21 protein-coding genes are annotated in these 23,874 nt (G+C 54.1%); all 21 read left to right on the plus strand.

The window, feature by feature from the left end:
* The first annotated feature begins 166 nt into the window (after positions 1-166).
* The 21 genes from ravA (at position 167) to pstA (ending at position 23,840) form a co-directional block, all read left to right on the plus strand.
* A complete protein-coding gene (gene ravA / locus IB226_RS19760) occupies positions 167-1,663 on the plus strand; it encodes an ATPase RavA (RefSeq protein WP_137386815.1) in 1,497 nt (498 codons plus the stop codon).
* A complete protein-coding gene (gene viaA, locus IB226_RS19765) occupies positions 1,660-3,120 on the plus strand; it encodes an ATPase RavA stimulator ViaA (protein ID WP_192236792.1) in 1,461 nt (486 codons plus the stop codon). The genes ravA and viaA overlap by 4 nt, the downstream gene beginning before the upstream one ends.
* Positions 3,121-3,187: 67 nt before the next feature.
* Entirely contained in the window at positions 3,188-5,314 is a 2,127-nt protein-coding gene (gene ovoA / locus IB226_RS19770) for a 5-histidylcysteine sulfoxide synthase (RefSeq protein ID WP_192236793.1), read from the plus strand.
* Positions 5,315-5,420: 106 nt separating this feature from the next.
* Complete coding sequence (gene asnC / locus IB226_RS19775) at positions 5,421-5,882, plus strand: transcriptional regulator AsnC (RefSeq protein ID WP_008106733.1); 462 nt, start codon at positions 5,421-5,423, stop codon at positions 5,880-5,882.
* Between the two features lie 154 nt (positions 5,883-6,036).
* Positions 6,037-6,477, plus strand: coding sequence for an FMN-binding protein MioC (mioC, locus tag IB226_RS19780; protein ID WP_064738315.1), 441 nt, complete (start codon positions 6,037-6,039; stop codon positions 6,475-6,477).
* A gap of 442 nt (positions 6,478-6,919) precedes the next feature.
* Entirely contained in the window at positions 6,920-8,809 is a 1,890-nt protein-coding gene (gene mnmG / locus IB226_RS19785; protein ID WP_192236794.1) for a tRNA uridine-5-carboxymethylaminomethyl(34) synthesis enzyme MnmG, read from the plus strand.
* 47 nt (positions 8,810-8,856) lie between these two features.
* On the plus strand, positions 8,857-9,474 hold the full coding sequence (rsmG, locus tag IB226_RS19790; protein WP_192236795.1) for a 16S rRNA (guanine(527)-N(7))-methyltransferase RsmG: 618 nt from the start codon (positions 8,857-8,859) through the stop codon (positions 9,472-9,474).
* A 713-nt stretch (positions 9,475-10,187) separates the two neighbouring features.
* Positions 10,188-10,568 carry a F0F1 ATP synthase subunit I gene (atpI, locus tag IB226_RS19795; protein ID WP_064738312.1) on the plus strand — a complete coding sequence of 127 codons (381 nt, stop codon included), beginning with the start codon at positions 10,188-10,190 and terminating at the stop codon, positions 10,566-10,568.
* Positions 10,569-10,576: 8 nt separating this feature from the next.
* A complete protein-coding gene (gene atpB, locus IB226_RS19800) occupies positions 10,577-11,395 on the plus strand; it encodes a F0F1 ATP synthase subunit A (RefSeq protein ID WP_007893608.1) in 819 nt (272 codons plus the stop codon).
* Positions 11,396-11,444: 49 nt separating this feature from the next.
* Positions 11,445-11,684: a F0F1 ATP synthase subunit C gene (gene atpE, locus IB226_RS19805; protein WP_003849523.1), complete on the plus strand. Its 240-nt coding sequence runs from the start codon at positions 11,445-11,447 to the stop codon at positions 11,682-11,684.
* Positions 11,685-11,791: 107 nt separating this feature from the next.
* Positions 11,792-12,262 (plus strand): F0F1 ATP synthase subunit B, encoded by a 471-nt coding sequence (atpF, locus tag IB226_RS19810; RefSeq protein WP_007893603.1) that lies wholly within the window; start codon positions 11,792-11,794, stop codon positions 12,260-12,262.
* Positions 12,263-12,276: 14 nt separating this feature from the next.
* Positions 12,277-12,810, plus strand: coding sequence for a F0F1 ATP synthase subunit delta (gene atpH, locus IB226_RS19815; protein ID WP_008106723.1), 534 nt, complete (start codon positions 12,277-12,279; stop codon positions 12,808-12,810).
* A 14-nt stretch (positions 12,811-12,824) separates the two neighbouring features.
* A complete protein-coding gene (atpA, locus tag IB226_RS19820) occupies positions 12,825-14,366 on the plus strand; it encodes a F0F1 ATP synthase subunit alpha (protein ID WP_008106721.1) in 1,542 nt (513 codons plus the stop codon).
* Positions 14,367-14,418: 52 nt separating this feature from the next.
* The gene (atpG, locus tag IB226_RS19825; RefSeq protein WP_101763910.1) at positions 14,419-15,285 is read left to right on the plus strand and encodes a F0F1 ATP synthase subunit gamma; all 867 of its coding nucleotides are present in this window, start codon (positions 14,419-14,421) and stop codon (positions 15,283-15,285) included.
* A 63-nt stretch (positions 15,286-15,348) separates the two neighbouring features.
* Positions 15,349-16,746: a F0F1 ATP synthase subunit beta gene (gene atpD, locus IB226_RS19830; protein WP_008106718.1), complete on the plus strand. Its 1,398-nt coding sequence runs from the start codon at positions 15,349-15,351 to the stop codon at positions 16,744-16,746.
* A 24-nt stretch (positions 16,747-16,770) separates the two neighbouring features.
* Complete coding sequence (locus tag IB226_RS19835) at positions 16,771-17,190, plus strand: F0F1 ATP synthase subunit epsilon (RefSeq protein WP_008106717.1); 420 nt, start codon at positions 16,771-16,773, stop codon at positions 17,188-17,190.
* 163 nt (positions 17,191-17,353) lie between these two features.
* Positions 17,354-18,721 carry a bifunctional UDP-N-acetylglucosamine diphosphorylase/glucosamine-1-phosphate N-acetyltransferase GlmU gene (glmU, locus tag IB226_RS19840; RefSeq protein ID WP_192236796.1) on the plus strand — a complete coding sequence of 456 codons (1,368 nt, stop codon included), beginning with the start codon at positions 17,354-17,356 and terminating at the stop codon, positions 18,719-18,721.
* 133 nt (positions 18,722-18,854) lie between these two features.
* Entirely contained in the window at positions 18,855-20,684 is a 1,830-nt protein-coding gene (glmS, locus tag IB226_RS19845) for a glutamine--fructose-6-phosphate transaminase (isomerizing) (protein ID WP_192236797.1), read from the plus strand.
* A 176-nt stretch (positions 20,685-20,860) separates the two neighbouring features.
* Positions 20,861-21,904 (plus strand): phosphate ABC transporter substrate-binding protein PstS, encoded by a 1,044-nt coding sequence (pstS, locus tag IB226_RS19850; RefSeq protein ID WP_049852409.1) that lies wholly within the window; start codon positions 20,861-20,863, stop codon positions 21,902-21,904.
* An 89-nt stretch (positions 21,905-21,993) separates the two neighbouring features.
* Positions 21,994-22,956, plus strand: a complete 963-nt coding sequence (gene pstC / locus IB226_RS19855; protein WP_101763907.1) for a phosphate ABC transporter permease PstC — start codon at positions 21,994-21,996, stop codon at positions 22,954-22,956.
* Positions 22,953-23,840 (plus strand): phosphate ABC transporter permease PstA, encoded by an 888-nt coding sequence (pstA, locus tag IB226_RS19860; RefSeq protein WP_101763906.1) that lies wholly within the window; start codon positions 22,953-22,955, stop codon positions 23,838-23,840. The genes pstC and pstA overlap by 4 nt, the downstream gene beginning before the upstream one ends.
* The last annotated feature ends 34 nt before the right edge of the window (positions 23,841-23,874 follow it).

Below are 23,874 nucleotides of genomic sequence, written 5' to 3' on the forward strand. Positions count from 1 at the left end.
GCCGAAAATAGCGCCAAAAAACCGTTGGAAGCGGCGAGTTTTCTCGCATCAACCTTCTGAAACAAAAAAGCTGACGGCTATCAACGCAATCGCGCATGATAATCAGTAGAGTATTGCGCTCGCCAGACTATGACGGCACCAGTATCAAAAGGATAATGATGTGATTATGGCTCAACCCCATCTTTTGGCAGAAAGAATTTCTCGCCTGAGCAACGCTCTGGAAAAAGGGCTGTATGAACGCCATCATGCGATCCGCCTCTGTTTGCTGGCTGCCTTAAGTGGCGAAAGCGTGTTTCTGCTCGGGCCGCCGGGCATCGCCAAAAGTCTGATTGCCCGCCGATTGAAATATGCCTTCCAGCACGCCCGCGCATTTGAATACCTGATGACCCGTTTTTCCACCCCCGAAGAGGTGTTTGGCCCGCTGTCGATTCAGGCATTGAAAGATGAAGGGCGTTATCAGCGTCTGACCAAAGGTTATCTGCCGGATGCCGAAATTGTCTTCCTCGACGAAATCTGGAAAGCCGGCCCGGCGATTCTTAATACCTTGCTGACCGCCATCAACGAACGCCGCTTCCGCAATGGCGACAGCGAAGAAAAAATCCCAATGCGCCTGCTGGTTACCGCTTCCAACGAATTGCCGGAAGCCGATAGTGGCCTCGAAGCGCTGTATGACCGCATGTTGATTCGCCTGTGGCTGGATAACGTGCATGAGAAGCAGAACTTCCGCAGCATGCTCACCCACCAGCAGGATGAAAACGACAATCCAGTGGCGGAATCGTTGCGCATCAGCGACGAAGAGTATGAGCAGTGGCAGAAAGGCATCAGCCAGGTCAGTTTGCCGGATCATGTGTTTGAACTGATTTATCAGCTTCGTCAGCAGTTAGAAACGCTGCCGGACGCGCCGTACATTTCCGATCGTCGCTGGAAGAAAGCCATTCACCTGTTGCAGGCTAGCGCCTTTTACAGCGGCCGCGTGGCCATCGCGCCCATCGACTTAGTGCTGCTGAAAGATTGCCTGTGGCATGACGTGGCGTCGATGAAAATGCTGGATCGCGAAATCGATACGCTAATGTCGCAACATGCGTGGCAGCAACAGGCGCTGCTACATAAGCTGCAGCAGATCAAAGGCCGCCGGCTGGCGCTGCAACAGCAGCAAAGCGTGGCGCAAGCGCTAACGCTGGAGAAACACAGCGGCATGTTCAGCCGCAAACCGCACTACGAATTACCCGCCGCCATCACCGATGATCAACTGACGCTAATGCTGCAACAACCGTTGATGCTGCACGACATGCAGGTGACGCACATTCTGATTGGCCGCGAAGCGCTGGATCAGTGGCTGCTGAAGGGCGGTGAAATCCGTGGCAAGCTGAACGGCATCGGCTTTGGTCAGACGCTGGATATGCTGGTGGATACCCATCACTGTTTGACGCTGCGCGATGTCAGCCTGCAATCCACGCGTCTGACGCTGCCGGGCGCCAGCAGCAGCAGCGAGATGCCGCAGGAGATCGCTGATGAATATGACGCGCTGGAAACCCAGCTGCGCGCGCAGCGCACGCTGTTCAGCCAGCATCAGCGCTGTCTGTTCATTAGCGATGACTGGCTGGCTCGCATCGAAACCAGCCTGCAGGATGTCGCGGAACAGCTGAAACAGGCGAGAAAATGATCTCACTGGAGACGCTGAGTGCGCTGTTGTCGATTGGCGAAACCGAGTTAATCGAAGAGCTGATTATCGCGCTGCTCGCCTCGCCGCAACTGGCGCTGTTCTTTGAGAAATTTCCCCGCCTGAAACAAGCCATGATGCGCGATCTGCCGCGCTGGCGATCGGAGATCGCCGAGCAGATCAAAGTCACGCCGGTGCCAGAAGCGCTGGCGCAGGAATTTCAGCTGTTTCAACAGATGCAGCTACTCAGCACGCAACATTTCACCCAGCAGTTACCCAACATTATGACGCAGCTGAAAAGCCTGCCGTCGCCGTTCATCGAAGAAGCCAGCAAACTGCTGCTGAATGCTGAAAGCGACCAGCTCAGCAACGCGCAACACACCTTGTTCCTGCAACGCTGGCGCCTCAGCCTGACGCTGCAAACGCTGACGCTGAATGAAACCCTTCTGGAAGAGCAGCGCGAACGCTTGATGGCCGAGCTGCAGCAGCGCATGGCGATCAGCGGTCAGCTGGCGCCGATCCTGACCGATGACGATGAAGCCGCCGCCGGACGCCTGTGGGATTTAAGCAAAGCGCCGCTGCAGCACGGCGATTATGAACTGATCGTGCAGTACGGCGATTTCCTCGCCCAGCAGCCGGAATTGATGAAGCTGGCGCAGCAGCTGGGTCGCAGCCGCGAGGCCAAATCGGTGCCGTCGCAGGATGCGCCGCTGGAAGCGTTTCACCAGCTGGTGCGCGAACCGGATAACGTACCGGAAGAAGTCAGCGGCATTCATCAAAGCGATGATGTGCTGCGTCTGTTGCCACCTGAGCTAGCGGCATTGAGCATTAGCGAATTAGAGCTGGAGTTTTATCGGCGTTTAGTCGAGAAACGCTTGCTGACTTATCGTCTACAGGGCGATGCGTGGCACGAAAAAATCACCATGAGTCCGGTCAGCCACCAGCAGCATGAAGAGCAACCGCGCGGCCCGTTTATCGTCTGCGTTGATACGTCCGGATCGATGGGCGGTTTCAATGAGCGCTGCGCCAAAGCCTTTTGCCTGGCGCTGCTGAAAGTGGCGCTGGCGGATAAGCGCCGCTGCTACATCATGCTGTTTGCTCATGAAGTGATCGGTTATGAACTCACCGCTGATAACGGCATTGAGCAGGCGATCCGTTTCCTCAGCCAGCGTTTTCGCGGCGGTACCGATCTCGCTGCCTGCCTTGCGGCGGTGGTGAAACGCATGGAAGGCAGCGCGTGGCAGGAAGCGGATGCGGTGATCGTTTCGGATTTTATTGCCCAGCGTTTGCCGGACGACATCGTCAGCACCATTAAGCAGCGTCAGCGCCAACATCAACAGCGCTTCCACGCGGTAGCAATGTCGCTGCATGGCAAACCCGGCATTCTGCGCATCTTCGATCACATCTGGCGCTTCGATACCGGTCTGAAAAGCCGTCTGCTGCGCCGCTGGCAGCGCTAATTCATCTGGCGGAAATGCTAATTTGCTATATTGATAAGTTCGAGCATTTAGCAAACTGGAGCACCTTGTGACGACCGCCCAACTTCCCGCACCGACCCGCACGCTGAAACTTTCCGGCCAACACTCCGAACAAAAACGAGCCGAGCTGCTGGCGTACTTCACCCAAACCTGGGAACTGTATGAAAGCCTGTTTGATTGCCTGGCGGACGAGCGCGCCTGGTTTAACAAAGCCATTTCGCTGCGCCATCCGCTGATCTTCTATTTTGGTCACACCGCAACCTTCTACATTAATAAGCTGATGGCGGGCCGCTACCTCGATCAACGCGTTGACGATCGTATTGAGGCGATGATGGCGATCGGCGTGGATGAGATGAGTTGGGACGATCTCAACGACAGCCATTACGACTGGCCGACCATCGCAGAAGTGCGCGACTATCGTGGCAAAGTGAAAAGCCTGGTGAGTGAGTTTATTCGCACCATGCCGCTGGAACTGCCGATCGACTGGAACAGCCCGGCGTGGGTGATTTTGATGGGCATAGAACACGAACGTATTCATCTGGAAACCTCCAGCGTGCTGATGCGCCAGTTGCCGATTGAATGGGTTAAGCCGCAGCCGCACTGGCCAGTTTGCCCGCAGGCGCGTCACGATCGTCAATCGGTACCGGAAAATTCTCTGATCGCGATGCCCGGCGGCCGTGTGCAGCAGGGCAAAACCGACGACACTTATGGCTGGGATAACGAATACGGTAGCCAGCAAACCGAACTGAAGCCGTTTAAGGCCAGTAAAATGCTGGTCAGCAATGCCGAGTTTTATCGTTTTATTGCGGCGGACGGTTATAACGATCGCCGCTGGTGGGATGACGAAGGTTGGGGCTGGCGTGAATTTTCCGGTGCGCAGATGCCGACATTCTGGGTCGGTGACGAAAAGCTGCCCGATCAGCTAAAACTGCGCGTGCTGGCCGAAGAAGTGGCGATGCCGTGGGATTGGCCGGCGGAAGTGAATCAACTGGAAGCCGCCGCGTTCTGTCGCTGGCTGGCGGAAGAGACCGGTAAATCTGTTCAGCTTCCCTGCGAAGCCGAATGGGCGCAGCTGCGTGAGCAAGTTGGCGGCGATCAGCCGGACTGGACTGAAGCGCCGGGCAACATCAATCTGGCATACTGGGCTTCCTCCAGCCCGGTCGATCGCTTCGCACAAGGTGAGTTTTACGACATCGTCGGCAACGTCTGGCAGTGGACCACGACGCCAACCAACGGTTTCGAAGGCTTTAAGGTGCATCCGCTCTACGACGATTTCTCCACACCCACCTTTGATGGCAAACATGCGCTGATCAAAGGTGGCAGCTGGATTTCCACCGGCAACGAAGCGCTGAAATCTGCGCGCTACGCTTTCCGTCGTCACTTTTTCCAGCACGCCGGTTTCCGCTATGTCGTTTCTTCCCATGAAGAGAGCATGACGCTCAATCCTTATGAAACCGACAGCATGGTGTCGCAGTATCTCGATTTCCAGTACGGGCCGAGCTACTACAACGTACCCAACTACGCAGCTGCGCTGGTGGAAAAGCTGCTGCCGCACTGTACTGCGCTTGGTCAGGCGCTGGATATCGGCTGTGCCACCGGGCGGGCCAGCTTTGAATTGGCGCGACACTTCGAGGCAGTAACGGGCATGGATTACTCGGCGCGCTTTATTGATGTTGCGCTGCAGCTGACCTCCGGTGAGGATTTCCGCTATGTGGTGCCCGAAGAGGGCGATCTGGTGGAGTATCGTCAGGTGCGGCTGAAAGAGTTTGGTCTGGAAGCTGAGCAAGCGCAGCGTATTCAGTTTGTGCAGGGCGATGCCTGTAACCTGAAGCCGCAGCCGGACCGTTACGATCTGGTGCTGGCCTCTAACCTGATCGATCGTCTGCGTCAGCCAAAACGTTTCCTGCAGGATGTCACGCCGATGATCCGCGCCGGTGGTTTGCTGGTGCTGTCATCGCCGTATACCTGGCTGGAAGATTTCACGCCGAAAGAGAACTGGCTGGGCGGTGTTCGCGAAAATGGTGAAGCGCTGACAACCTATCAGGCGCTGCAGCGTCTGTTACGTGATGCCTTTGACGAAGTGGCACCGCCGCAGGATGTACCCTTTGTGATCCGCGAAACGGCGCGCAAATTCCAGCACACGCAGGCGCAAGTGACCTTCTGGCGTAAGCGCTAAAAAGCAGGCAGACAACGGCATGGCTTTTGTCTGCACCTTGCCTGCACCGCTAATTTGCTGCACATTCTCCTCTATTCATAGAAGAAGAACTCAACGAGGATGGACAATGGCGGAACACCTTCAGCTGGATAACCTGGATCGCGGCATTCTGAATGCGCTGCTACAGAATGCGCGTACCGCCTATGCCGAGCTCGCCAAGCAGTTCAACGTCAGCCCCGGCACCATTCATGTGCGGGTGGAGAAGATGCGTCAGGCGGGTATTATTTTGGGCACGCGCGTGGAGATCGATCCGCGTCAGCTCGGCTTCGATGTGTGCTGCTTTATCGGCATTATCCTTAAAAGCGCGCGCGATTATCCGGCGGCTCTGAGCAAACTCGACGCGCTGGATGAAGTGGTGGAAGCCTGGTATACCACCGGCCACTACAGCATCTTTATCAAAGTGATGTGCCGATCAATCGATGCCTTGCAACAGGTGTTGATCAACAAGATCCAGACCATCGACGAAATTCAGTCCACCGAAACCCTGATCTCCCTGCAAAACCCGATCATGCGCACCATTAAGCCGTAACCCCTCTCTAATCTGTGCACAAACTTATCCCCGGCAGATCGCGCGTATGGCGCGACTTGCCGCCTGATGCTTTCTACTATTAACCCTGTTTTCCACAGGTGGATCACGGCTTGATCACAGCGTACAATGCTCGCCTTTAGTGCGGGAGAGCATCATGGCCGATATTACGTTAATCAGTGGAAGTACCCTTGGCAGCGCCGAATATGTTGCTGAACATCTGGAAGAAAAACTGCAGGAAGCGGGCTTCTCAACCGAGGTGCTGCATGGCCCAGAGCTGGATGAGCTGCAACCGGAAGGGATTTGGCTGATCGTTACCTCCACGCACGGTGCCGGTGAACTGCCTGATAATTTGCTTCCTTTATATGAAGCACTGCAGGAAACAAAACCGGACCTCTCTGGCTTACGTTATGGCGCAGTCGGCATTGGTAATCATGAATACGATCTTTTCTGCGGCGCGATCAAACTGCTGGAAGAGCAATTGAACCAGTTGGGCGCCAAACGCATTGGCGATCGACTGGAGATCGACGTGCTGGAGCATGAGATCCCGGAAGACGCGGCCGAAGTGTGGGTCGCCACATGGAAAACGCAGATTTAAAACGATCTTTAGTGGCTGGGGATCGGGAAAATAGAATGATCCCCAGTTGATTGCGCTGTTTTTTTACCTTAAACCCGCGATCAACTGTGGATAACATGGCCTGTTTCATGCGTATAACCAGTAGTTATCCAAAGAACAACGCCTGTTTCTTTTTTAGGCTGTGCATAAGTAGCCATTTTGATCCCAGCTTATACGGATCAGGATCACCGATCATTCACAGCTAATGATCCTCGCTAATTTGCTGTTTGGCATGAACTTTTTGGGGTTATCAACAGCCGGATGCGATCCTAATAGTAGATCTAACAGAAAGATCATATAAAAGACTTAAGATCCTTTCTTTTAAACCTCGGGATCCCGCGACTTTCGCCGCCGACATTATTTCAGTAGAATCCACCGCCCAGGGCAACGATCCCTGTCCGAAACACTAACGAGGACCCACTTCATGTTTTATCCAGATCCTTTTGACGTCATCGTAATCGGTGGTGGTCATGCGGGCACAGAGGCCGCGATGGCCGCAGCCCGAATGGGTCAGCAAACCCTGTTACTCACCCATAACATTGATACGCTTGGACAAATGTCCTGTAACCCGGCGATCGGTGGCATCGGGAAAGGACATCTGGTGAAGGAAGTGGATGCCTTAGGCGGTTTGATGGCCACGGCAATTGACCAGGCAGGTATCCAGTTTAGGATACTAAACGCGAGTAAAGGCCCCGCCGTTCGCGCCACTCGTGCTCAGGCTGACCGTGTACTGTATCGCCAGGCGGTACGCACCGCATTAGAGAACCAGCCAAACCTGATGATCTTCCAGCAGGCGGTTGACGATCTGATTGTGGAAAACGATCGTGTCGTCGGTGCTGTGACGCAAATGGGCCTGAAGTTCCGCGCCAAAACCGTGGTGCTGACCGTCGGGACCTTCCTCGATGGCAAAATCCACATCGGGCTGGATAACTACAGCGGTGGCCGTGCAGGCGATCCGCCATCAATCCCATTGGCAAAACGCCTGCGTGCACTGCCGCTGCGCGTAAACCGTCTGAAAACCGGTACGCCGCCACGTATCGACGCACGCTCGATTGATTTTTCGGTGCTGACACCGCAGCACGGTGATAATCCGATGCCGGTGTTCTCGTTCATGGGCAAGGTTTCACAGCATCCACAACAAGTACCATGCTGGATCACCTACACCAACGAACAGACACATGACGTGATCCGCAATAACCTCGATCGCAGCCCGATGTATGCCGGGATCATCGAAGGTATTGGTCCACGTTATTGCCCATCGATCGAAGACAAAGTGATGCGCTTTGCCGATCGTAATGCGCACCAGATCTTCCTGGAGCCGGAAGGCCTGACCAGCAACGAGATCTACCCGAATGGTATCTCCACCAGCCTGCCGTTTGACGTACAGATGCAGATTGTACGTTCGATGAAAGGACTGGAAAACGCGAAGATCATCCGTCCGGGTTACGCCATCGAGTATGATTTCTTCGATCCACGCGATCTCAAACCGACGCTGGAAAGCAAATTTATCCACGGTCTGTTCTTTGCCGGCCAGATCAACGGCACCACTGGCTACGAAGAAGCGGCAGCGCAAGGTTTGCTGGCCGGCCTCAACGCAGCACGCGCTTCCGCCGACAAAGAGGGCTGGGCGCCACGTCGCGATCAGGCTTACCTTGGTGTGCTGGTTGATGATTTGTGCACGTTGGGCACGAAAGAGCCGTACCGCATGTTTACATCACGCGCGGAATACCGCCTGATGCTGCGCGAAGACAACGCCGATCTACGTTTGACCGAAGCCGGTCGCGAGCTCGGTCTGGTTGATGATGCCCGCTGGGCGCGCTACAACCAGAAACTGGAGGCGATTGAGCAGGAGCGTCAACGCCTGCGCGATCTGTGGGTGCATCCAAAATCGGATAACGTGGCGGAAGTGAACGCGGTGATCAGTGCGCCTCTCACCAAAGAAGCCAGCGGTGAAGATCTGCTGCGTCGTCCAGAGATGACCTATCCGCTGCTGACGTCACTCGCCAGCTACGGTCCGGCACTGTCAGATGAGCAAGCTGCTGAGCAGGTGGAGATTCAGGTGAAATATGAAGGGTACATTGCGCGTCAGCAGGAAGAGATCGATCGCCAGCTGCGCAATGAAAACACCTTGTTGCCTGTCGAGCTCGACTATCGTCAGGTAAATGGCTTGTCGAATGAAGTGATCGCCAAACTCAACGATCACAAACCGACTTCCATCGGCCAGGCTTCTCGTATTTCAGGCATCACGCCTGCGGCCATCTCAATTCTGCTGATTTACCTGAAAAAACAGGGCCTGCTGCGTAAAAGCGCCTGATCGACTTTGGGGCGAGGCAACTCGCCCCCGTTAATGGAATTCTCGTTGTGATCAACAAACTCTCCTCGCTGCTAAAAGCGGCAAACATTTCCCTTACCGATCAACAAAAACAGCAGTTGGTTGGCTATGTTGAGTTGTTACATAAGTGGAATAAGGCCTATAACCTGACATCAGTGCGCGACCCGCAGCAGATGCTGGTACGCCATATTCTCGACAGCGTGGTGGTTGAGCCACATTTGCAGGGCGAACGCTTTATTGATGTCGGCACCGGTCCGGGCTTACCAGGCATTCCGCTGGCCATTGTGCGCCCGCAATCGCATTTCACCTTGCTGGATAGCCTCGGCAAACGCGTGCGATTCCTGCGTCAGGTACAACATGAGTTAGGACTTACTAACGTCACGCCGGTGCAGAGCCGCGTTGAAGAGTACCCGTCTGAGCCGCCATTCGACGGTGTTATCAGTCGTGCATTTGCTTCACTCGAGGATATGCTGACCTGGTGTCATCATCTGCCGGGTCCTGAAGGTCGCTTTTATGCCCTGAAAGGTGTGCGTCCGGATGATGAGATTGCTGCATTACCCGCTGGCTTTAAGGTGGAAAAAATTCAACCTCTGCAGGTACCCGAGCTGGATGGTGAACGTCATCTGGTGGTGATTACCCGCCAATAGCCTTTTAAACGGTATGGATTTAAGCTGCTTCATGCCGTTTGTCTTAGTTATTGCCCTGAACGAAAAAGCAGCGATTGAACACTTTTAGGTAAAAGCTTTTATTTCGCAGGGCAGGGCGCGCGAGTTAACATCCCCGGCGGAAATTATCCGAAAATCTCTGTTACATTTAACGAATAATTCACATTTCATTATCACGGAGATCACTTTTTTGGGTGTATTTACCCAACCAAATAATCACTGGTGAAAATATAACTTTGCAATAAATTGGCGTACGTAATATCAGTTTTGCGTTTTTATTGCAGCGCATGATGTCAATAGAGTGTTTTTCTCGAAAATCGAAGCGCAACAGTTAAATAATAAAATTAAGACTCTGATTTATAAGTGCTTAATACAATTTAGAAATCGTATAAATCTTGTCTGAAACAAATTCAGTCAGGCATTCCTTGTTTATTATGTGATCTAAAGCACGCTTTAAAAGCAAGTCGGTCGGGCATTTTCAGACTTAAAGTCAGACATTGCCTGAAGACGATGTTTTGAAAAATAGCCCTTCAGAAAGAAATTTAAATAATTGTTCACCTTTTCGCTACTTACCGATTGAAATCGCAGGTGGCGCCCGTATAATTTGCACGGCTTTTGCTGCTTGACTCAAATGAGTAAAGGCAGTCTTATACGACACGCGACATACCCCGTTCGGGGCAGGAGAGTTCAGCGTCATGTCAGTGTCTCTTTACAGTGTGAAATTAGCCCGGGCCGTGCTGATCATTCAGCTGGTGACCTTTGTCATCATCGGTGCGCTCTTTACCCTGAAAGAGGTTACCTGGGGCGCCTCCGCCATCGCGGGTGGCGTGGCAGCCTGGCTGCCGAACGTGTTGTTTATGTTTTTGGCCTGGCGCCTGCAGGATCAAACGCCTGCGAAAGGACGTGTTGCCTGGAGCTTTGCCCTCGGTGAAGTGTTGAAGGTGTTCACAACCGTCATTTTCCTCGCGGTGGCGTTGGGTGTGTTTGGAGCGGTCTTCTGGCCACTCGCAATCACGTGGTTATCGGTGCTGGTGGTGCAGATCGTCGCTCCGGCTGTAATTAACAACAAAGGGTAAGAGGCATCATGGCTGCTGGAGAAATCTCTACTCCGCAAGAATACATAGGTCACCACCTGAATAACCTTCAGTTGGACCTGCGTACTTTCGAGTTGGTGAATCCGCACGACGCTCCCGCGACGTTCTGGGTATTAAATATCGATTCCATGTTTTTCTCTGTGGTGCTGGGACTGATTTTCCTGGTGTTGTTCCGCAAAGTGGCGAAAAGCGCTACCAGCGGTGTTCCAGGGAAATTACAAGCGGCTATCGAACTGGTTGTCGGCTTCGTTGATAACAACGTGCGCGACATGTACCACGGTAAAAGCAAACTTATCGCCCCGCTGGCTCTGACGATCTTCGTCTGGGTCTTCCTGATGAACTTCATGGATCTGCTGCCTATCGATTTGCTGCCGTTTATCGGCGAGCACTATTTAGGCCTGCCGGCGCTGCGCGTCGTGCCGTCTGCAGACGTGAACATCACGCTGTCTATGGCGCTGGGCGTATTTATTTTGATTCTGTTCTACAGCATCAAAATGAAAGGCATTGGCGGCTTCACCAAAGAGTTGACGCTGCAGCCTTTTAATCACCCGATCTTCATCCCCATTAACCTGATTCTTGAAGGTGTTAGCCTGCTGTCCAAGCCTGTTTCACTGGGTCTGCGACTGTTCGGCAACATGTATGCGGGTGAGTTGATCTTTATCCTGATTGCCGGCTTGCTGCCGTGGTGGTCGCAGTGGTTGTTGAATGTGCCTTGGGCCATTTTCCACATCCTGATCATTTCGCTGCAGGCTTTCATTTTCATGGTCCTCACGATCGTCTATCTGTCGATGGCATCTGAAGAACATTGATTTTTATCTCAACACTTAAGCTTTTAACTGAAACAAACTGGAGACTGTCATGGAAAACCTGAATATGGATCTGCTGTACATGGCTGCCGCTGTGATGATGGGCCTGGCGGCAATCGGTGCTGCGATCGGTATCGGCATCCTCGGAGGTAAATTCCTGGAAGGCGCCGCGCGTCAACCGGATCTGATCCCTCTGCTGCGTACGCAGTTCTTTGTTGTAATGGGTCTGGTGGATGCAATCCCGATGATCGCTGTAGGTCTGGGTCTCTACGTGATGTTTGCTGTCGCTTAAACCTGGTAGCCTTGTTCACTCATGGCACTTGGTGTGATGAGGGACGGATTCTGCCGTTTATCTCTGATAGCGGCAGAGCAAGTTAACTTAATAAGAGGCATTGTGCTGTGAACATTAATGCAACAATCCTCGGCCAGGCCATCGCGTTCATTCTGTTTGTCGCGTTCTGCATGAAGTACGTATGGCCGCCGATTATGGCTGCCATCGAAAAGCGCCAGAAAGAAATTGCTGAAGGCCTTGCTTCTGCTGAGCGCGCGAAGAAAGATTTAGATCTCGCGCAGGCCAATGCGACCGACCAGCTGAAAAAAGCGAAAGAAGACGCTCAGGTCATTATCGAGCAGGCGAACAAACGCCGTGCCCAGATTCTGGACGAAGCGAAAACCGAAGCTGAGACTGAACGTAACCGCATCGTGGCGCAGGCGCAGGCAGAAATTGATGCCGAGCGTTCGCGTGCCCGTGAAGAGCTGCGTAAGCAAGTCGCGTTGCTGGCATTAGCTGGCGCCGAGAAAATCATCGAACGTTCCGTGGATGAAGCTGCTAACAGCGACATCGTTGATAAACTGGTCGCTGAACTGTAAGGAGGGAGGGGCTGATGTCTGATCTGATTACTGTAGCTCGCCCCTACGCCAAAGCAGCTTTTGACTTTGCTGTTGAGCATCAAAGCATCGATCGCTGGCAATCCATGCTGGCGTTTGCCGCAGAAGTGGCTCGCAACGAACAGATCGCAGATCTTCTTTCCGGTGCGCTCGCACCGGAAGCTTTGTCTGCTTCTTTCATTGCAGTTTGTGGCGATCAACTTGATGAAAACGCCCAGAACCTGATTAAGGTAATGGCCGAAAACGGACGTTTGACAGCGCTTCCAGCCGTACTGGCTCAGTACATTCAACTGCGTGACGCTTATGAAGCGACAGCCGAAGTTGATGTGATTTCTGCCAGCACGCTGAGTGACAGTCAGCTGACTAAAATCAGCGCCGCGATGGAAAAACGTCTGTCACGTAAAGTTAAGCTGAATTGCAAAATTGATAAGTCTGTAATGGCAGGTGTGGTTATCCGTGCGGGTGACCTGGTCATTGATGGCAGCGTACGCGGCCGTCTTGATCGTCTGGCAGACGTCTTGCAGTCTTAAGGGGACTGGAGCATATGCAACTGAATTCCACCGAAATCAGCGAACTGATCAAGCAGCGCATTGCTCAGTTCAATGTCGTGAGTGAAGCTCACAACGAAGGTACTATTGTTTCTGTAAGTGACGGTATCATCCGCGTACACGGCCTGGCCGATGTCATGCAGGGTGAGATGATTGCCCTGCCGGGCAACCGTTACGCTATCGCACTGAACCTCGAGCGTGACTCGGTTGGTGCAGTAGTGATGGGCCCGTATGCTGACCTCGCGGAAGGCATGAAAGTAAAATGTACGGGTCGTATTTTAGAAGTTCCAGTTGGCCGTGGCCTGCTGGGCCGTGTGGTGAACACCCTGGGTGCACCGATCGACGGTAAAGGCGCAATCGAAAACGACGGCTTCTCGCCTGTTGAAGTGATTGCACCGGGCGTTATCGACCGTCAGTCAGTAGACCAGCCTGTTCAGACCGGTTACAAATCTGTCGATGCGATGATTCCAATCGGCCGTGGCCAGCGTGAGCTGATCATCGGTGACCGTCAGACCGGTAAAACTGCAATGGCAATCGACGCCATCATTAACCAGCGCGATTCAGGCATCAAGTGTGTCTACGTTGCGATTGGTCAGAAAGCGTCAACCATTTCTAACGTAGTACGCAAACTGGAAGAGCACGGCGCGCTGGCTAACACCATCGTGGTTGTCGCTTCTGCTTCTGAATCTGCAGCACTGCAGTACCTGTCACCGTACGCCGGTTGTGCGATGGGTGAGTACTTCCGTGACCGCGGTGAAGATGCACTGATCGTGTACGATGACCTGTCTAAGCAGGCTGTTGCTTACCGTCAGATTTCTCTGCTGCTGCGCCGTCCACCAGGTCGTGAAGCATTCCCTGGTGACGTGTTCTATCTCCACTCTCGTCTGCTGGAGCGTGCATCACGCGTTAGCGCTGACTACGTTGAGCGCTTCACCAACGGTGAAGTGAAAGGCCAGACCGGTTCTCTGACCGCACTGCCAATCATCGAAACTCAGGCGGGTGACGTTTCTGCGTTCGTTCCGACCAACGTAATCTCGATTACTGATGGTCAGATCTTCCTGGAATCTAACCTGTTCAACTCCGGTATTCGTCCAGCCGTTAACCCGGGTATTTCGGTATCCCGTGTTGGTGGTGCTGCACAGACCAAGATCATCAAGAAACTGTCCGGTGGTATTCGTACCGCGCTGGCACAGTATCGTGAACTGGCTGCGTTCTCTCAGTTCGCTTCCGATCTGGACGATGCAACGCGCAAACAGCTGAGCCACGGTCAGAAAGTGACCGAGCTGCTGAAACAGAAACAGTATGCGCCGATGTCAGTCGCGCAACAGGGTCTGGTGCTGTTTGCTGCTGAGCGCGGCTATCTGAACGATGTTGAACTGGCGAAAGTCGGCAGCTTCGAAGCCGCTCTGCTGGCGTTCGCGGATCGCGATCACGCTGAGCTGATGGCTGAAATCAACCAAGCGGGTAACTTCAATAACGAAATCGAAGAGAAGCTGAAAGGCCTCCTCGAAACGTTTAAAGCAACCCAGTCCTGGTAATGTCTGGCGGCTTGTCTGAAAAGGCAGGCCGCAAGGCTTTGAGGAGAAGCTAATGGCCGGCGCAAAAGAAATACGTAGTAAGATCGGAAGCGTAAAAAATACGCAGAAGATCACCAAAGCGATGGAAATGGTCGCCGCCTCCAAAATGCGTAAAACGCAGGAACGCATGGCGGCCAGCCGTCCGTATGCAGATACCATGCGCAAAGTGATTGGTCACCTTGCCTTGGGTAATCTGGAATACAAGCACCCTTACCTGGATGAGCGTGACGTTAAGCGCGTCGGCTACCTGGTCGTTTCGACTGACCGCGGGCTTTGTGGTGGTTTGAACATTAACCTGTTCAAAAAATTGCTGGCAGATATGAAAAGCTGGGCGGATAAAGGCGTACAGAGCGATCTGGCTGTTATCGGTTCGAAAGGCAATTCATTCTTCGGCTCTGTAGGTGGCAACATCGTGGCACAAGTCACCGGTATGGGCGATAAGCCTGCACTGTCTGATTTGATCGGCCCGGTAAAAGTGATGTTGCAGGCCTACGATGAAGGTCGCATCGACAAGCTGTATATCGTTGCCAACAAGTTTAACAACACCATGTCTCAGACTCCGACCATTACCCAACTGCTGCCGTTACCGCCAGCGGAAGGTGAAGAAGAGATGAAGGCGAAGACCTGGGATTACCTGTACGAACCCGATCCGAAAGCGCTGCTGGATACCCTGCTGCGTCGTTACGTCGAATCGCAGGTTTATCAGGGTGTGGTGGAAAACCTGGCCAGTGAGCAGGCCGCACGTATGGTTGCAATGAAAGCTGCAACCGACAACGGCGGAAACCTGATCAAAGAGCTGCAGTTGGTTTACAACAAAGCTCGTCAGGCCAGCATCACCCAGGAACTTACCGAGATCGTCTCGGGAGCCTCCGCGGTTTAACCAGGCATATATCCTGTCGCGCGAGCGCGGCTGGGTATTTTCGTATTAGGTAGAGGATTCAAGATGGCAGCTGGAAAGATTGTCCAGATTATCGGCGCCGTAGTTGACGTCGAATTCCCTCAGGACGCGGTACCGCAGGTATACAGCGCTCTCGAGGTGAAAAATGGTGATGCTCGTCTGGTGCTGGAAGTTCAGCAGCAGCTGGGTGGTGGCGTGGTTCGTACCATCGCCATGGGTACTTCTGACGGCCTGAAGCGCGGTCTGGAAGTTACCGACCTGAAAAAACCTATCCAGGTTCCGGTTGGTAAAGCAACCCTCGGCCGTATCATGAACGTATTGGGTGAGCCAATCGACATGAAAGGCGACCTGCAGAATGACGACGGCACTGTAGTAGAGGTTTCCTCTATTCACCGTGCAGCACCTTCGTATGAAGATCAGTCTAACTCGCAGGAACTGCTGGAAACCGGCATCAAGGTTATCGACCTGATGTGTCCGTTCGCTAAGGGCGGTAAAGTCGGTCTGTTCGGTGGTGCGGGTGTAGGTAAAACCGTAAACATGATGGAGCTGATCCGTAACATCGCGGCTGAGCACTCAGGTTATTCGGTATTTGCTGGTGTGGGTGAGCGTACTCGTGAGGGTAACGACTTCTACCACGAAATGACTGACTCCAACGTTATCGATAAAGTAGCGCTGGTGTATGGCCAGATGAACGAGCCGCCGGGTAACCGTCTGCGCGTAGCACTGACCGGTTTGACCATGGCGGAAAAATTCCGTGATGAAGGCCGTGACGTTCTGCTGTTCATCGACAACATCTATCGTTACACCCTGGCCGGTACTGAAGTATCAGCACTGCTGGGTCGTATGCCATCTGCGGTAGGCTATCAGCCAACGCTGGCAGAAGAGATGGGTGTGTTGCAGGAGCGTATTACCTCCACGAAGACCGGTTCAATCACCTCTGTACAGGCCGTTTACGTTCCTGCGGATGACTTGACTGACCCGTCACCAGCAACCACCTTTGCTCACTTAGACTCAACCGTTACGCTGAGCCGTCAGATCGCCTCTCTGGGTATCTACCCAGCCGTTGACCCGCTGGATTCTACCAGCCGTCAGCTGGATCCACTGATCGTGGGTCAGGAGCACTATGACGTTGCGCGTGGCGTGCAGTCTCTGCTGCAGCGTTACCAGGAACTGAAAGACATCATCGCTATCCTGGGTATGGACGAGCTGTCTGAAGAAGACAAGCTGCTGGTGGCACGTGCGCGTAAGATTCAGCGCTTCCTGTCTCAGCCGTTCTTCGTTGCTGAAGTCTTCACCGGTTCTCCAGGTAAGTACGTCACCCTGAAAGACACCATCCGTGGCTTCAAAGGCATCATGGAAGGCGAATTCGACCACCTGCCAGAGCAGGCGTTCTACATGGTCGGCGCTATCGAAGAAGCCGTAGAAAAAGCGAAGAAACTGTAATTTAGGTTTCCCAGGAGGAATGGTATGGCTATGACTTATCATCTGGACGTGGTCAGCGCGGAGCAACAAATGTTCTCCGGTCTGGTCGAGCGTATCCAGGTGTCAGGTAGCGAAGGTGAGCTGGGGATTCGTCCTGGCCACGCCCCGCTGCTGACAGCCATCAAGCCTGGTATGATTCACATCGTGAAACAGCACGGCGAAGAGGAGTTTATTTACCTCTCTGGCGGCGTGCTGGAAGTTCAGCCTGGCAGCACCACCGTTCTGGCCGACACCGCGATTCGCGGTGAAGACCTCGACGAAGCGCGCGCGCTGGAAGCGAAACGTAAAGCGGAAGAGCACATGAACAGCAGCCACGGCGACGTGGACTATGCTCAGGCTTCTGCGGAACTGGCGAAAGCCATCGCGAAACTGCGTGTCATCGAGCTGACCAAAAAAGCGATGTAATCAGGCTTTATGCGTCACGAAATGCCAGCCCTTTGGGTTGGCATTTTTTTTGCCCCGAATTTGCCGCCTGGCGCTGAGCCCGGCTAATTTCGACCCGAGAAAAATGTAGTAATCTCGGGGTTAAACCTTACACTTTCGAAAGTTGAAGAGAATCAGGATAGTTATGTCTACGAACGCGATGAGTGTGGTGATCTTAGCCGCTGGCAAAGGCACCCGAATGTATTCCGACCTGCCCAAAGTTCTGCATACTCTTGCAGGTAAACCAATGGTTCAGCACGTTATTGATGCCGCAACCGGTTTGGGCGCCCAGCAGATCCATCTGGTTTACGGCCACGGCGGAGATTTACTGCAGTCAACGTTAGCGCATAACGCACTCAACTGGGTGCTGCAGGCTGAGCAACTGGGTACTGGTCATGCGATGCAGCAGGCCGCGCCCTTCTTTGCCGATGACGAAGATATTCTGATGCTGTACGGCGACGTGCCGCTGATCTCGCAGGCCAGCTTGCAACGTCTGCGCGACGCGAAACCCGCGGGTGGCATTGGCTTACTCACCGTAGTTCTGGATAACCCAACCGGCTACGGTCGTATCGTGCGTGAAAACGGCACGGTGATCGGCATCATTGAGCAGAAAGATGCCTCGCCAGAACAGCTAAAAATTCAGGAAATTAACACCGGCATCCTGATTGCCAACGGTGGCGACCTCAAGCGCTGGCTGGCACAACTTAACAACAATAATGCGCAGGGCGAATTCTATATCACCGACATCATCGCCATGGCGCACCACGAAGGCCGCGTGATCAATGCGGTGCATCCGGCGCGCATCAGCGAAACCGATGGCGTCAATAATCGCCTGCAGCTGGCAACGCTTGAGCGTGTCTACCAAAGCGAGCAGGCAGAAAAGCTGCTGCTGGCAGGTGTGATGCTGCGCGATCCGGCGCGTTTCGATCTGCGCGGTGCGTTGCAACACGGCCGCGATGTGGAGATCGACACCAACGTGATCATCGAAGGCAAGGTCACGCTCGGCAACCGCGTAAAAATCGGTGCCGGCTGCATCATCAAAAACAGCGTGATTGCTGACGACTGTGAAATCAGCCCTTATTCGGTGATCGAAGATGCCACGTTAGCCGCTGCTTGTACGGTTGGGCCTTTTGCGCGTCTGCGTCCGGGCAGCGAGTTGGCGGAAGCGGCGCATGTGGGCAACTTTGTAGAGATGAAGAAAGCCACGCTCGGCAAAGGCTCCAAAGCCGGTCATCTCTCTTATCTCGGCGATGCGGAAATTGGCGCGGGCGTGAATATCGGTGCGGGTACCATTACCTGTAACTATGATGGCGCCAACAAATCCAAAACCATCATTGGCGACAACGTGTTTATCGGTTCGGATACCCAGCTGGTGGCGCCAGTCAGCGTGGCGAGCGGTGCGACCATCGCCGCGGGCACCACGATAATGAAAGATGTGTTAGCTGCGGATCTGGTCTACAACCGTAAAGAACAGAATCAAAAATCGGGCTGGCAGCGTCCTGTTAAGAAATAATAAATTTTAAAGGCCGACAACGATCGGCCTGATAGCAGTGCCATAAAAAAATATCCCCACTCTCTACAAGGCTCGGGGAAATCAGGTCGTATGACAACGCAATGGCCGAAAGCCATGAAGTCAGGAAATTACTATGTGTGGAATTGTTGGTGCAGTAGCGCAGCGTGACATCGCAGAAATTCTGCTGGAAGGTTTGCGTCGTCTTGAGTATCGCGGTTATGACTCCGCGGGATTAGCCGTCGTCGATCGTCAGGGCCACATGACGCGCCTGCGTCGTCTGGGTAAAGTGCAGAACCTGGCGGAAGCCGCAGAGCAGCAGCCGCTGATTGGCGGCACCGGTATCGCACACACGCGCTGGGCGACACACGGTGAACCGTCGGAGGCCAATGCGCATCCGCACGTTTCCGAGCACATCATCATCGTGCACAACGGCATCATTGAAAACCATGAGCCGCTGCGCGCGCAGTTGCTTGAGCGCGGCTATCACTTTGCCTCAGAAACCGACACCGAAGTGGTGGCGCATCTGGTGCATTGGGAGCAGAAGCAAGGCGGCACACTGCGTGAAGTGGTGCTGCGCGTCATTCCGCAGCTGCGCGGTGCGTATGGCATGGTGATCATGGACAGCCGCGATCCTTCGCTGCTGTTGGCGGCGCGTTCCGGTAGCCCGCTGGTGATTGGCCGTGGCGTGGGCGAAAACTTTATCGCTTCCGATCAGCTGGCGCTGCTGCCGGTGACGCGTCGCTTCATCTATCTGGAAGAGGGCGATATTGCCGAGATCACCCGCCGCGAAGTCACCATTATCGATCGTGACGGTAAAACCACTAAGCGCGCTGAAATCGAATCGACCGCGCAATACGATGCCGGCGACAAAGGCATCTATCGTCACTACATGCAGAAAGAGATTTACGAGCAGCCGAACGCGATCAAAAACACCATCACCGGTCGTTTTAATCACGGCGAAGTCGATCTCAGCGAGCTGGGCCCGGATGCTGAGAAGCTGTTGAGCCAGGTCGAACATATTCAGATCATTGCCTGCGGTACGTCATACAACTCCGGCATGGTTTCGCGTTACTGGTTTGAGTCGCTGGCTAACCTGCCTTGTGATGTGGAAATTGCTTCAGAATTCCGTTATCGCAAATCTGCAGTGCGTAAAAATAGCCTGCTGATCACGCTGTCACAATCGGGTGAAACCGCCGATACGCTGGCGGCGCTGCGCCTGTCGAAAGAGCTGGGTTATCTCGGTTCGCTGGCGATCTGTAATGTGGCCGGTTCATCGCTGGTGCGTGAATCCGATTTAGCGCTGATGACCAAAGCCGGCACTGAAATTGGCGTGGCATCCACCAAAGCCTTCACCACGCAGCTGGCAGTATTGCTGATGCTGGTGGCGAAACTCGGTCGTCTGCACGGCATGAAAGCCGAAACCGAGCACGAGATTGTGCACGCGCTGCAGGCCTTGCCGAGCCGCATCGAACAGATGCTGGCGCAGGACAAAGTGATCGAAAACCTGGCGGAAGGTTTCTCTGATAAGCATCACGCGCTGTTCCTTGGCCGTGGCGATCAGTATCCGATCGCGATGGAAGGCGCGCTGAAGCTGAAAGAGATCTCCTATATCCACGCCGAAGCCTATGCGGCGGGCGAGCTGAAGCACGGCCCGCTGGCGCTGATTGATGCGGATATGCCAGTGATCGTGGTCGCGCCCAACAACGAACTGCTGGAGAAGCTGAAATCCAATATTGAAGAGGTACGCGCGCGCGGCGGTTTGCTGTATGTGTTTGCCGATCAGGATGCCGGTTTCAGCGACAGCGATGGCATGAAAATCATCTCCCTGCCGCACGTAGAAGAGGTGATTGCACCGATCTTCTACACCGTGCCGTTACAGCTGCTCTCGTACCATGTGGCGCTGATTAAAGGTACCGATGTTGACCAACCGCGTAACCTGGCGAAATCGGTTACCGTTGAATAATCAGTAACAAGAGTGGGCCCGCAACGGGCCCGCTTCATTTCTGCACGCTGTCATATAACTGTCACATTTCGTACATTTCACTGTCATCAAACTGTCCTATTTTCCCTCCAGCAGCAATCACTGACTCCTACTAAAAAGGCATTGAGCCTGATTTTTTTGAATCCCCTGGAGGGAACATGACACTGATGCGTAGCACCGTAGCCCGAATCCTCGCCGCCACCTTCGCAGTAAGCGCGGTTTCTGCTTTTGCAGCCACCGATCTGACGGGCGCAGGCGGGACATTCCCGGCGCCGGTTTATGCCAAGTGGGCAGCCGAGTACCAGCAAGCCACCGGTAGCAAAATCAACTATCAGGGTATTGGTTCTTCCGGCGGCGTGAAGCAAATCATCGCGAAAACCGTCGATTTCGGTGCGTCTGATGCGCCAATGAAAGAAGAAGATCTGCAGAAAAACGGCCTGTTCCAGTTCCCTACCGTCATTGGTGGTGTGGTGCTGGCGGTTAACATCCCAGGTGTGAAATCTGGCGAACTGACTCTTGACGGTAAAACCGTGGGCGACATCTACCTCGGCACCATCAAAAAGTGGAACGACCCGGCGATCACTAAACTGAACCCAGGCGTGAAACTGCCAGATTCCAACATCAACGTGGTTCGCCGCGCTGACGGTTCCGGTACTTCTTTCGTCTTCACCAGCTACCTGGCAAAAGTGAACGAAGAGTGGAACAGCAAAATTGGTAAAGGTAACACCGTTAACTGGCCAACCGGACTGGGCGGTAAAGGTAACGACGGCGTGGCCGCGTTTGTACAGCGTCTGCCGGGTTCAATTGGCTATGTGGAATACGCTTACGCCAAGCAGAACAACCTGACCTACACCAAACTGGTTGATGCCGACGGTAAAGCGGTCGCACCAAGTGAAGAGAGCTTTGCTAACGCCGCGAAAGGCGCAGACTGGAGCAAAACCTTTGCTCAGGATCTGACCTTCCAGAAAGGCAACGATGCATGGCCGATCACCTCAACCACCTTCATCCTGATTTACAAAGATCAGGCGAATGCGGAGAAAGGTAGCGAAGTGCTGAAGTTCTTCGACTGGGCATACAAAGGTGGCAGCAAAACCGCAACCGACCTGGATTACGCCGCGCTGCCAGAAAGCGTAGCTAACCAGATTCGTGCAGCGTGGAAAGCGAACATCAAAGATAGCTCCGGTAAAGCGCTGTACCAGTAACAGATTGACCCGGCCAGCCGAGACGGTTGGCCAACCCCAATGGGCGGCCTGCGTGCCGCCCTGACATCCCCCTGAGAACAGAGAATTCTATGGCTGCCACTAAGCCGACGTTCAAAGCCCCCGGTAAACAAGGCGACATGATTTTCGGCGCGCTGGTGAAGCTATCCGCGCTTATCGTGTTGCTGTTGATGGGCGGCATTATCGTCTCCCTGATTTTCTCCTCCTGGCCAAGCATCCAAAAATTTGGTTTCTCTTTCCTGTGGAACAAAACCTGGGATGCGCCAAACGAACAATTTGGTGCGCTGGTACCGATTTACGGCACCCTCGTCACCTCGATTATTGCCTTGATCATTGCCGTGCCGGTGAGCTTCGGCATCGCGCTGTTCCTGACCGAACTGGCGCCAGGCTGGCTGCGTCGCCCGCTGGGCACCGCCATTGAGCTGCTGGCGGCCATCCCCAGCATCGTGTACGGCATGTGGGGCCTGTTTGTTTTCGCGCCGCTGTTCGCCGAATATTTCCAGACGCCGGTTGGCAACGTGATGGCGAATATCCCGATTGTCGGCACGCTATTCTCTGGCCCGGCATTTGGTATCGGCATTCTGGCGGCGGGTGTGATTCTCGCCATCATGATCATCCCGTACATCGCCTCGGTGATGCGCGACGTATTTGAACAAACGCCGGTGATGATGAAAGAGTCGGCTTACGGTATCGGCTGCACCACGTGGGAAGTGATCTGGCGCATCGTGCTGCCGTTCACCAAAAATGGCGTGATCGGCGGCGTGATGCTTGGCCTGGGCCGCGCGTTGGGTGAAACCATGGCGGTGACCTTTATCATCGGTAACACCTACCAGCTCGACAGCGCCTCGCTGTTTATGCCGGGCAACAGCATCACCTCCGCGTTGGCCAACGAATTCGCCGAAGCGGAATCCGGTGTCCATGTTGCGGCTCTGATGGAGCTGGGTCTGATTCTGTTCGTGATTACCTTTATCGTGCTGGCGATCTCCAAACTGATGATCCTGCGTCTGGCGAAGAGTGAAGGAGCCCGTTCATGACCGCTATTGAAGTTCAGGCTCGCGCTGAGCTGGAAGCCTCGCGCCGCAAAATGCAGGCATGGCGCAGTACCAAAAACAAAATTGCCCTGACGCTGTCGCTGATGACCATGGCATTCGGTCTGTTCTGGCTGGTGTGGATTCTGTTCACCACTGTTACGCGCGGCGTTGATGGGTTGAGCTGGGAGCTGTTTACCGAATCGACACCGCCGCCCAACACCGCAGGCGGTGGTTTAGCCAATGCCTTACTCGGCAGCGGTTTACTGATTTTCTGGTCAACGATCATCGGAACGCCGCTCGGCATCATGGCTGGGATTTATCTGGCGGAATATGGCCGTAAACACTGGCTGGCGGAAGTGATTCGCTTCATCAACGACATTCTGCTGTCAGCACCGTCGATTGTGGTGGGCCTGTTCGTTTACACCATTGTGGTATCGCAGATGCAGCACTTCTCCGGTTGGGCGGGCGTAGTAGCGCTGGCGCTGCTGCAAATCCCGATTGTGATTCGTACCTCCGAAAATATGCTGCGTCTGGTACCCGACAGCATGCGTGAAGCGGCTTATGCGCTGGGTACGCCGAAGTGGAAAATGATTTCGGCGATTACGCTGAAAGCCTCGGTTTCCGGCATCATCACCGGTGTGCTGTTGGCCGTGGCGCGTATTGCCGGTGAAACCGCACCGCTGCTGTTTACTGCGCTGTCGAACCAGTTCTGGAGCACTGACATGATGCAGCCGATCGCTAACCTGCCGGTCACCATCTTTAAATTCGCCATGAGCCCGTTTGCCGAGTGGCAAAGCCTGGCGTGGGCGGGTGTGCTGATTATTACCGTGTGCGTGCTGCTGCTGAACATTGTGGCGCGTGTGGTTTTCGCCAAGGGCAAACACTAATTTCCCGGCGCGGCTTCGGCGGCGCTGCTTATGA

Source organism: Pantoea sp. PNT03, assembly GCF_014852515.1.
Taxonomy (GTDB): Bacteria; Pseudomonadota; Gammaproteobacteria; order Enterobacterales; family Enterobacteriaceae; genus Pantoea; species Pantoea leporis.

Coding starts and splice junctions, on each gene's coding strand:
- atpH (WP_008106723.1), top strand. CDS start 12,277: ATGTCTGATCTGATTACTGTAGCTCGCCCCTACGCCAAAGCAGCTTTT.
- atpI (WP_064738312.1), top strand. CDS start 10,188: ATGTCAGTGTCTCTTTACAGTGTGAAATTAGCCCGGGCCGTGCTGATC.
- viaA (WP_192236792.1), top strand. CDS start 1,660: ATGATCTCACTGGAGACGCTGAGTGCGCTGTTGTCGATTGGCGAAACC.
- atpE (WP_003849523.1), top strand. CDS start 11,445: ATGGAAAACCTGAATATGGATCTGCTGTACATGGCTGCCGCTGTGATG.
- atpD (WP_008106718.1), top strand. CDS start 15,349: ATGGCAGCTGGAAAGATTGTCCAGATTATCGGCGCCGTAGTTGACGTC.
- pstA (WP_101763906.1), top strand. CDS start 22,953: ATGACCGCTATTGAAGTTCAGGCTCGCGCTGAGCTGGAAGCCTCGCGC.
- ravA (WP_137386815.1), top strand. CDS start 167: ATGGCTCAACCCCATCTTTTGGCAGAAAGAATTTCTCGCCTGAGCAAC.
- atpG (WP_101763910.1), top strand. CDS start 14,419: ATGGCCGGCGCAAAAGAAATACGTAGTAAGATCGGAAGCGTAAAAAAT.
- pstC (WP_101763907.1), top strand. CDS start 21,994: ATGGCTGCCACTAAGCCGACGTTCAAAGCCCCCGGTAAACAAGGCGAC.
- asnC (WP_008106733.1), top strand. CDS start 5,421: ATGGCGGAACACCTTCAGCTGGATAACCTGGATCGCGGCATTCTGAAT.
- glmS (WP_192236797.1), top strand. CDS start 18,855: ATGTGTGGAATTGTTGGTGCAGTAGCGCAGCGTGACATCGCAGAAATT.
- atpA (WP_008106721.1), top strand. CDS start 12,825: ATGCAACTGAATTCCACCGAAATCAGCGAACTGATCAAGCAGCGCATT.
- pstS (WP_049852409.1), top strand. CDS start 20,861: ATGACACTGATGCGTAGCACCGTAGCCCGAATCCTCGCCGCCACCTTC.
- atpB (WP_007893608.1), top strand. CDS start 10,577: ATGGCTGCTGGAGAAATCTCTACTCCGCAAGAATACATAGGTCACCAC.
- mnmG (WP_192236794.1), top strand. CDS start 6,920: ATGTTTTATCCAGATCCTTTTGACGTCATCGTAATCGGTGGTGGTCAT.
- glmU (WP_192236796.1), top strand. CDS start 17,354: ATGTCTACGAACGCGATGAGTGTGGTGATCTTAGCCGCTGGCAAAGGC.
- IB226_RS19835 (WP_008106717.1), top strand. CDS start 16,771: ATGGCTATGACTTATCATCTGGACGTGGTCAGCGCGGAGCAACAAATG.
- mioC (WP_064738315.1), top strand. CDS start 6,037: ATGGCCGATATTACGTTAATCAGTGGAAGTACCCTTGGCAGCGCCGAA.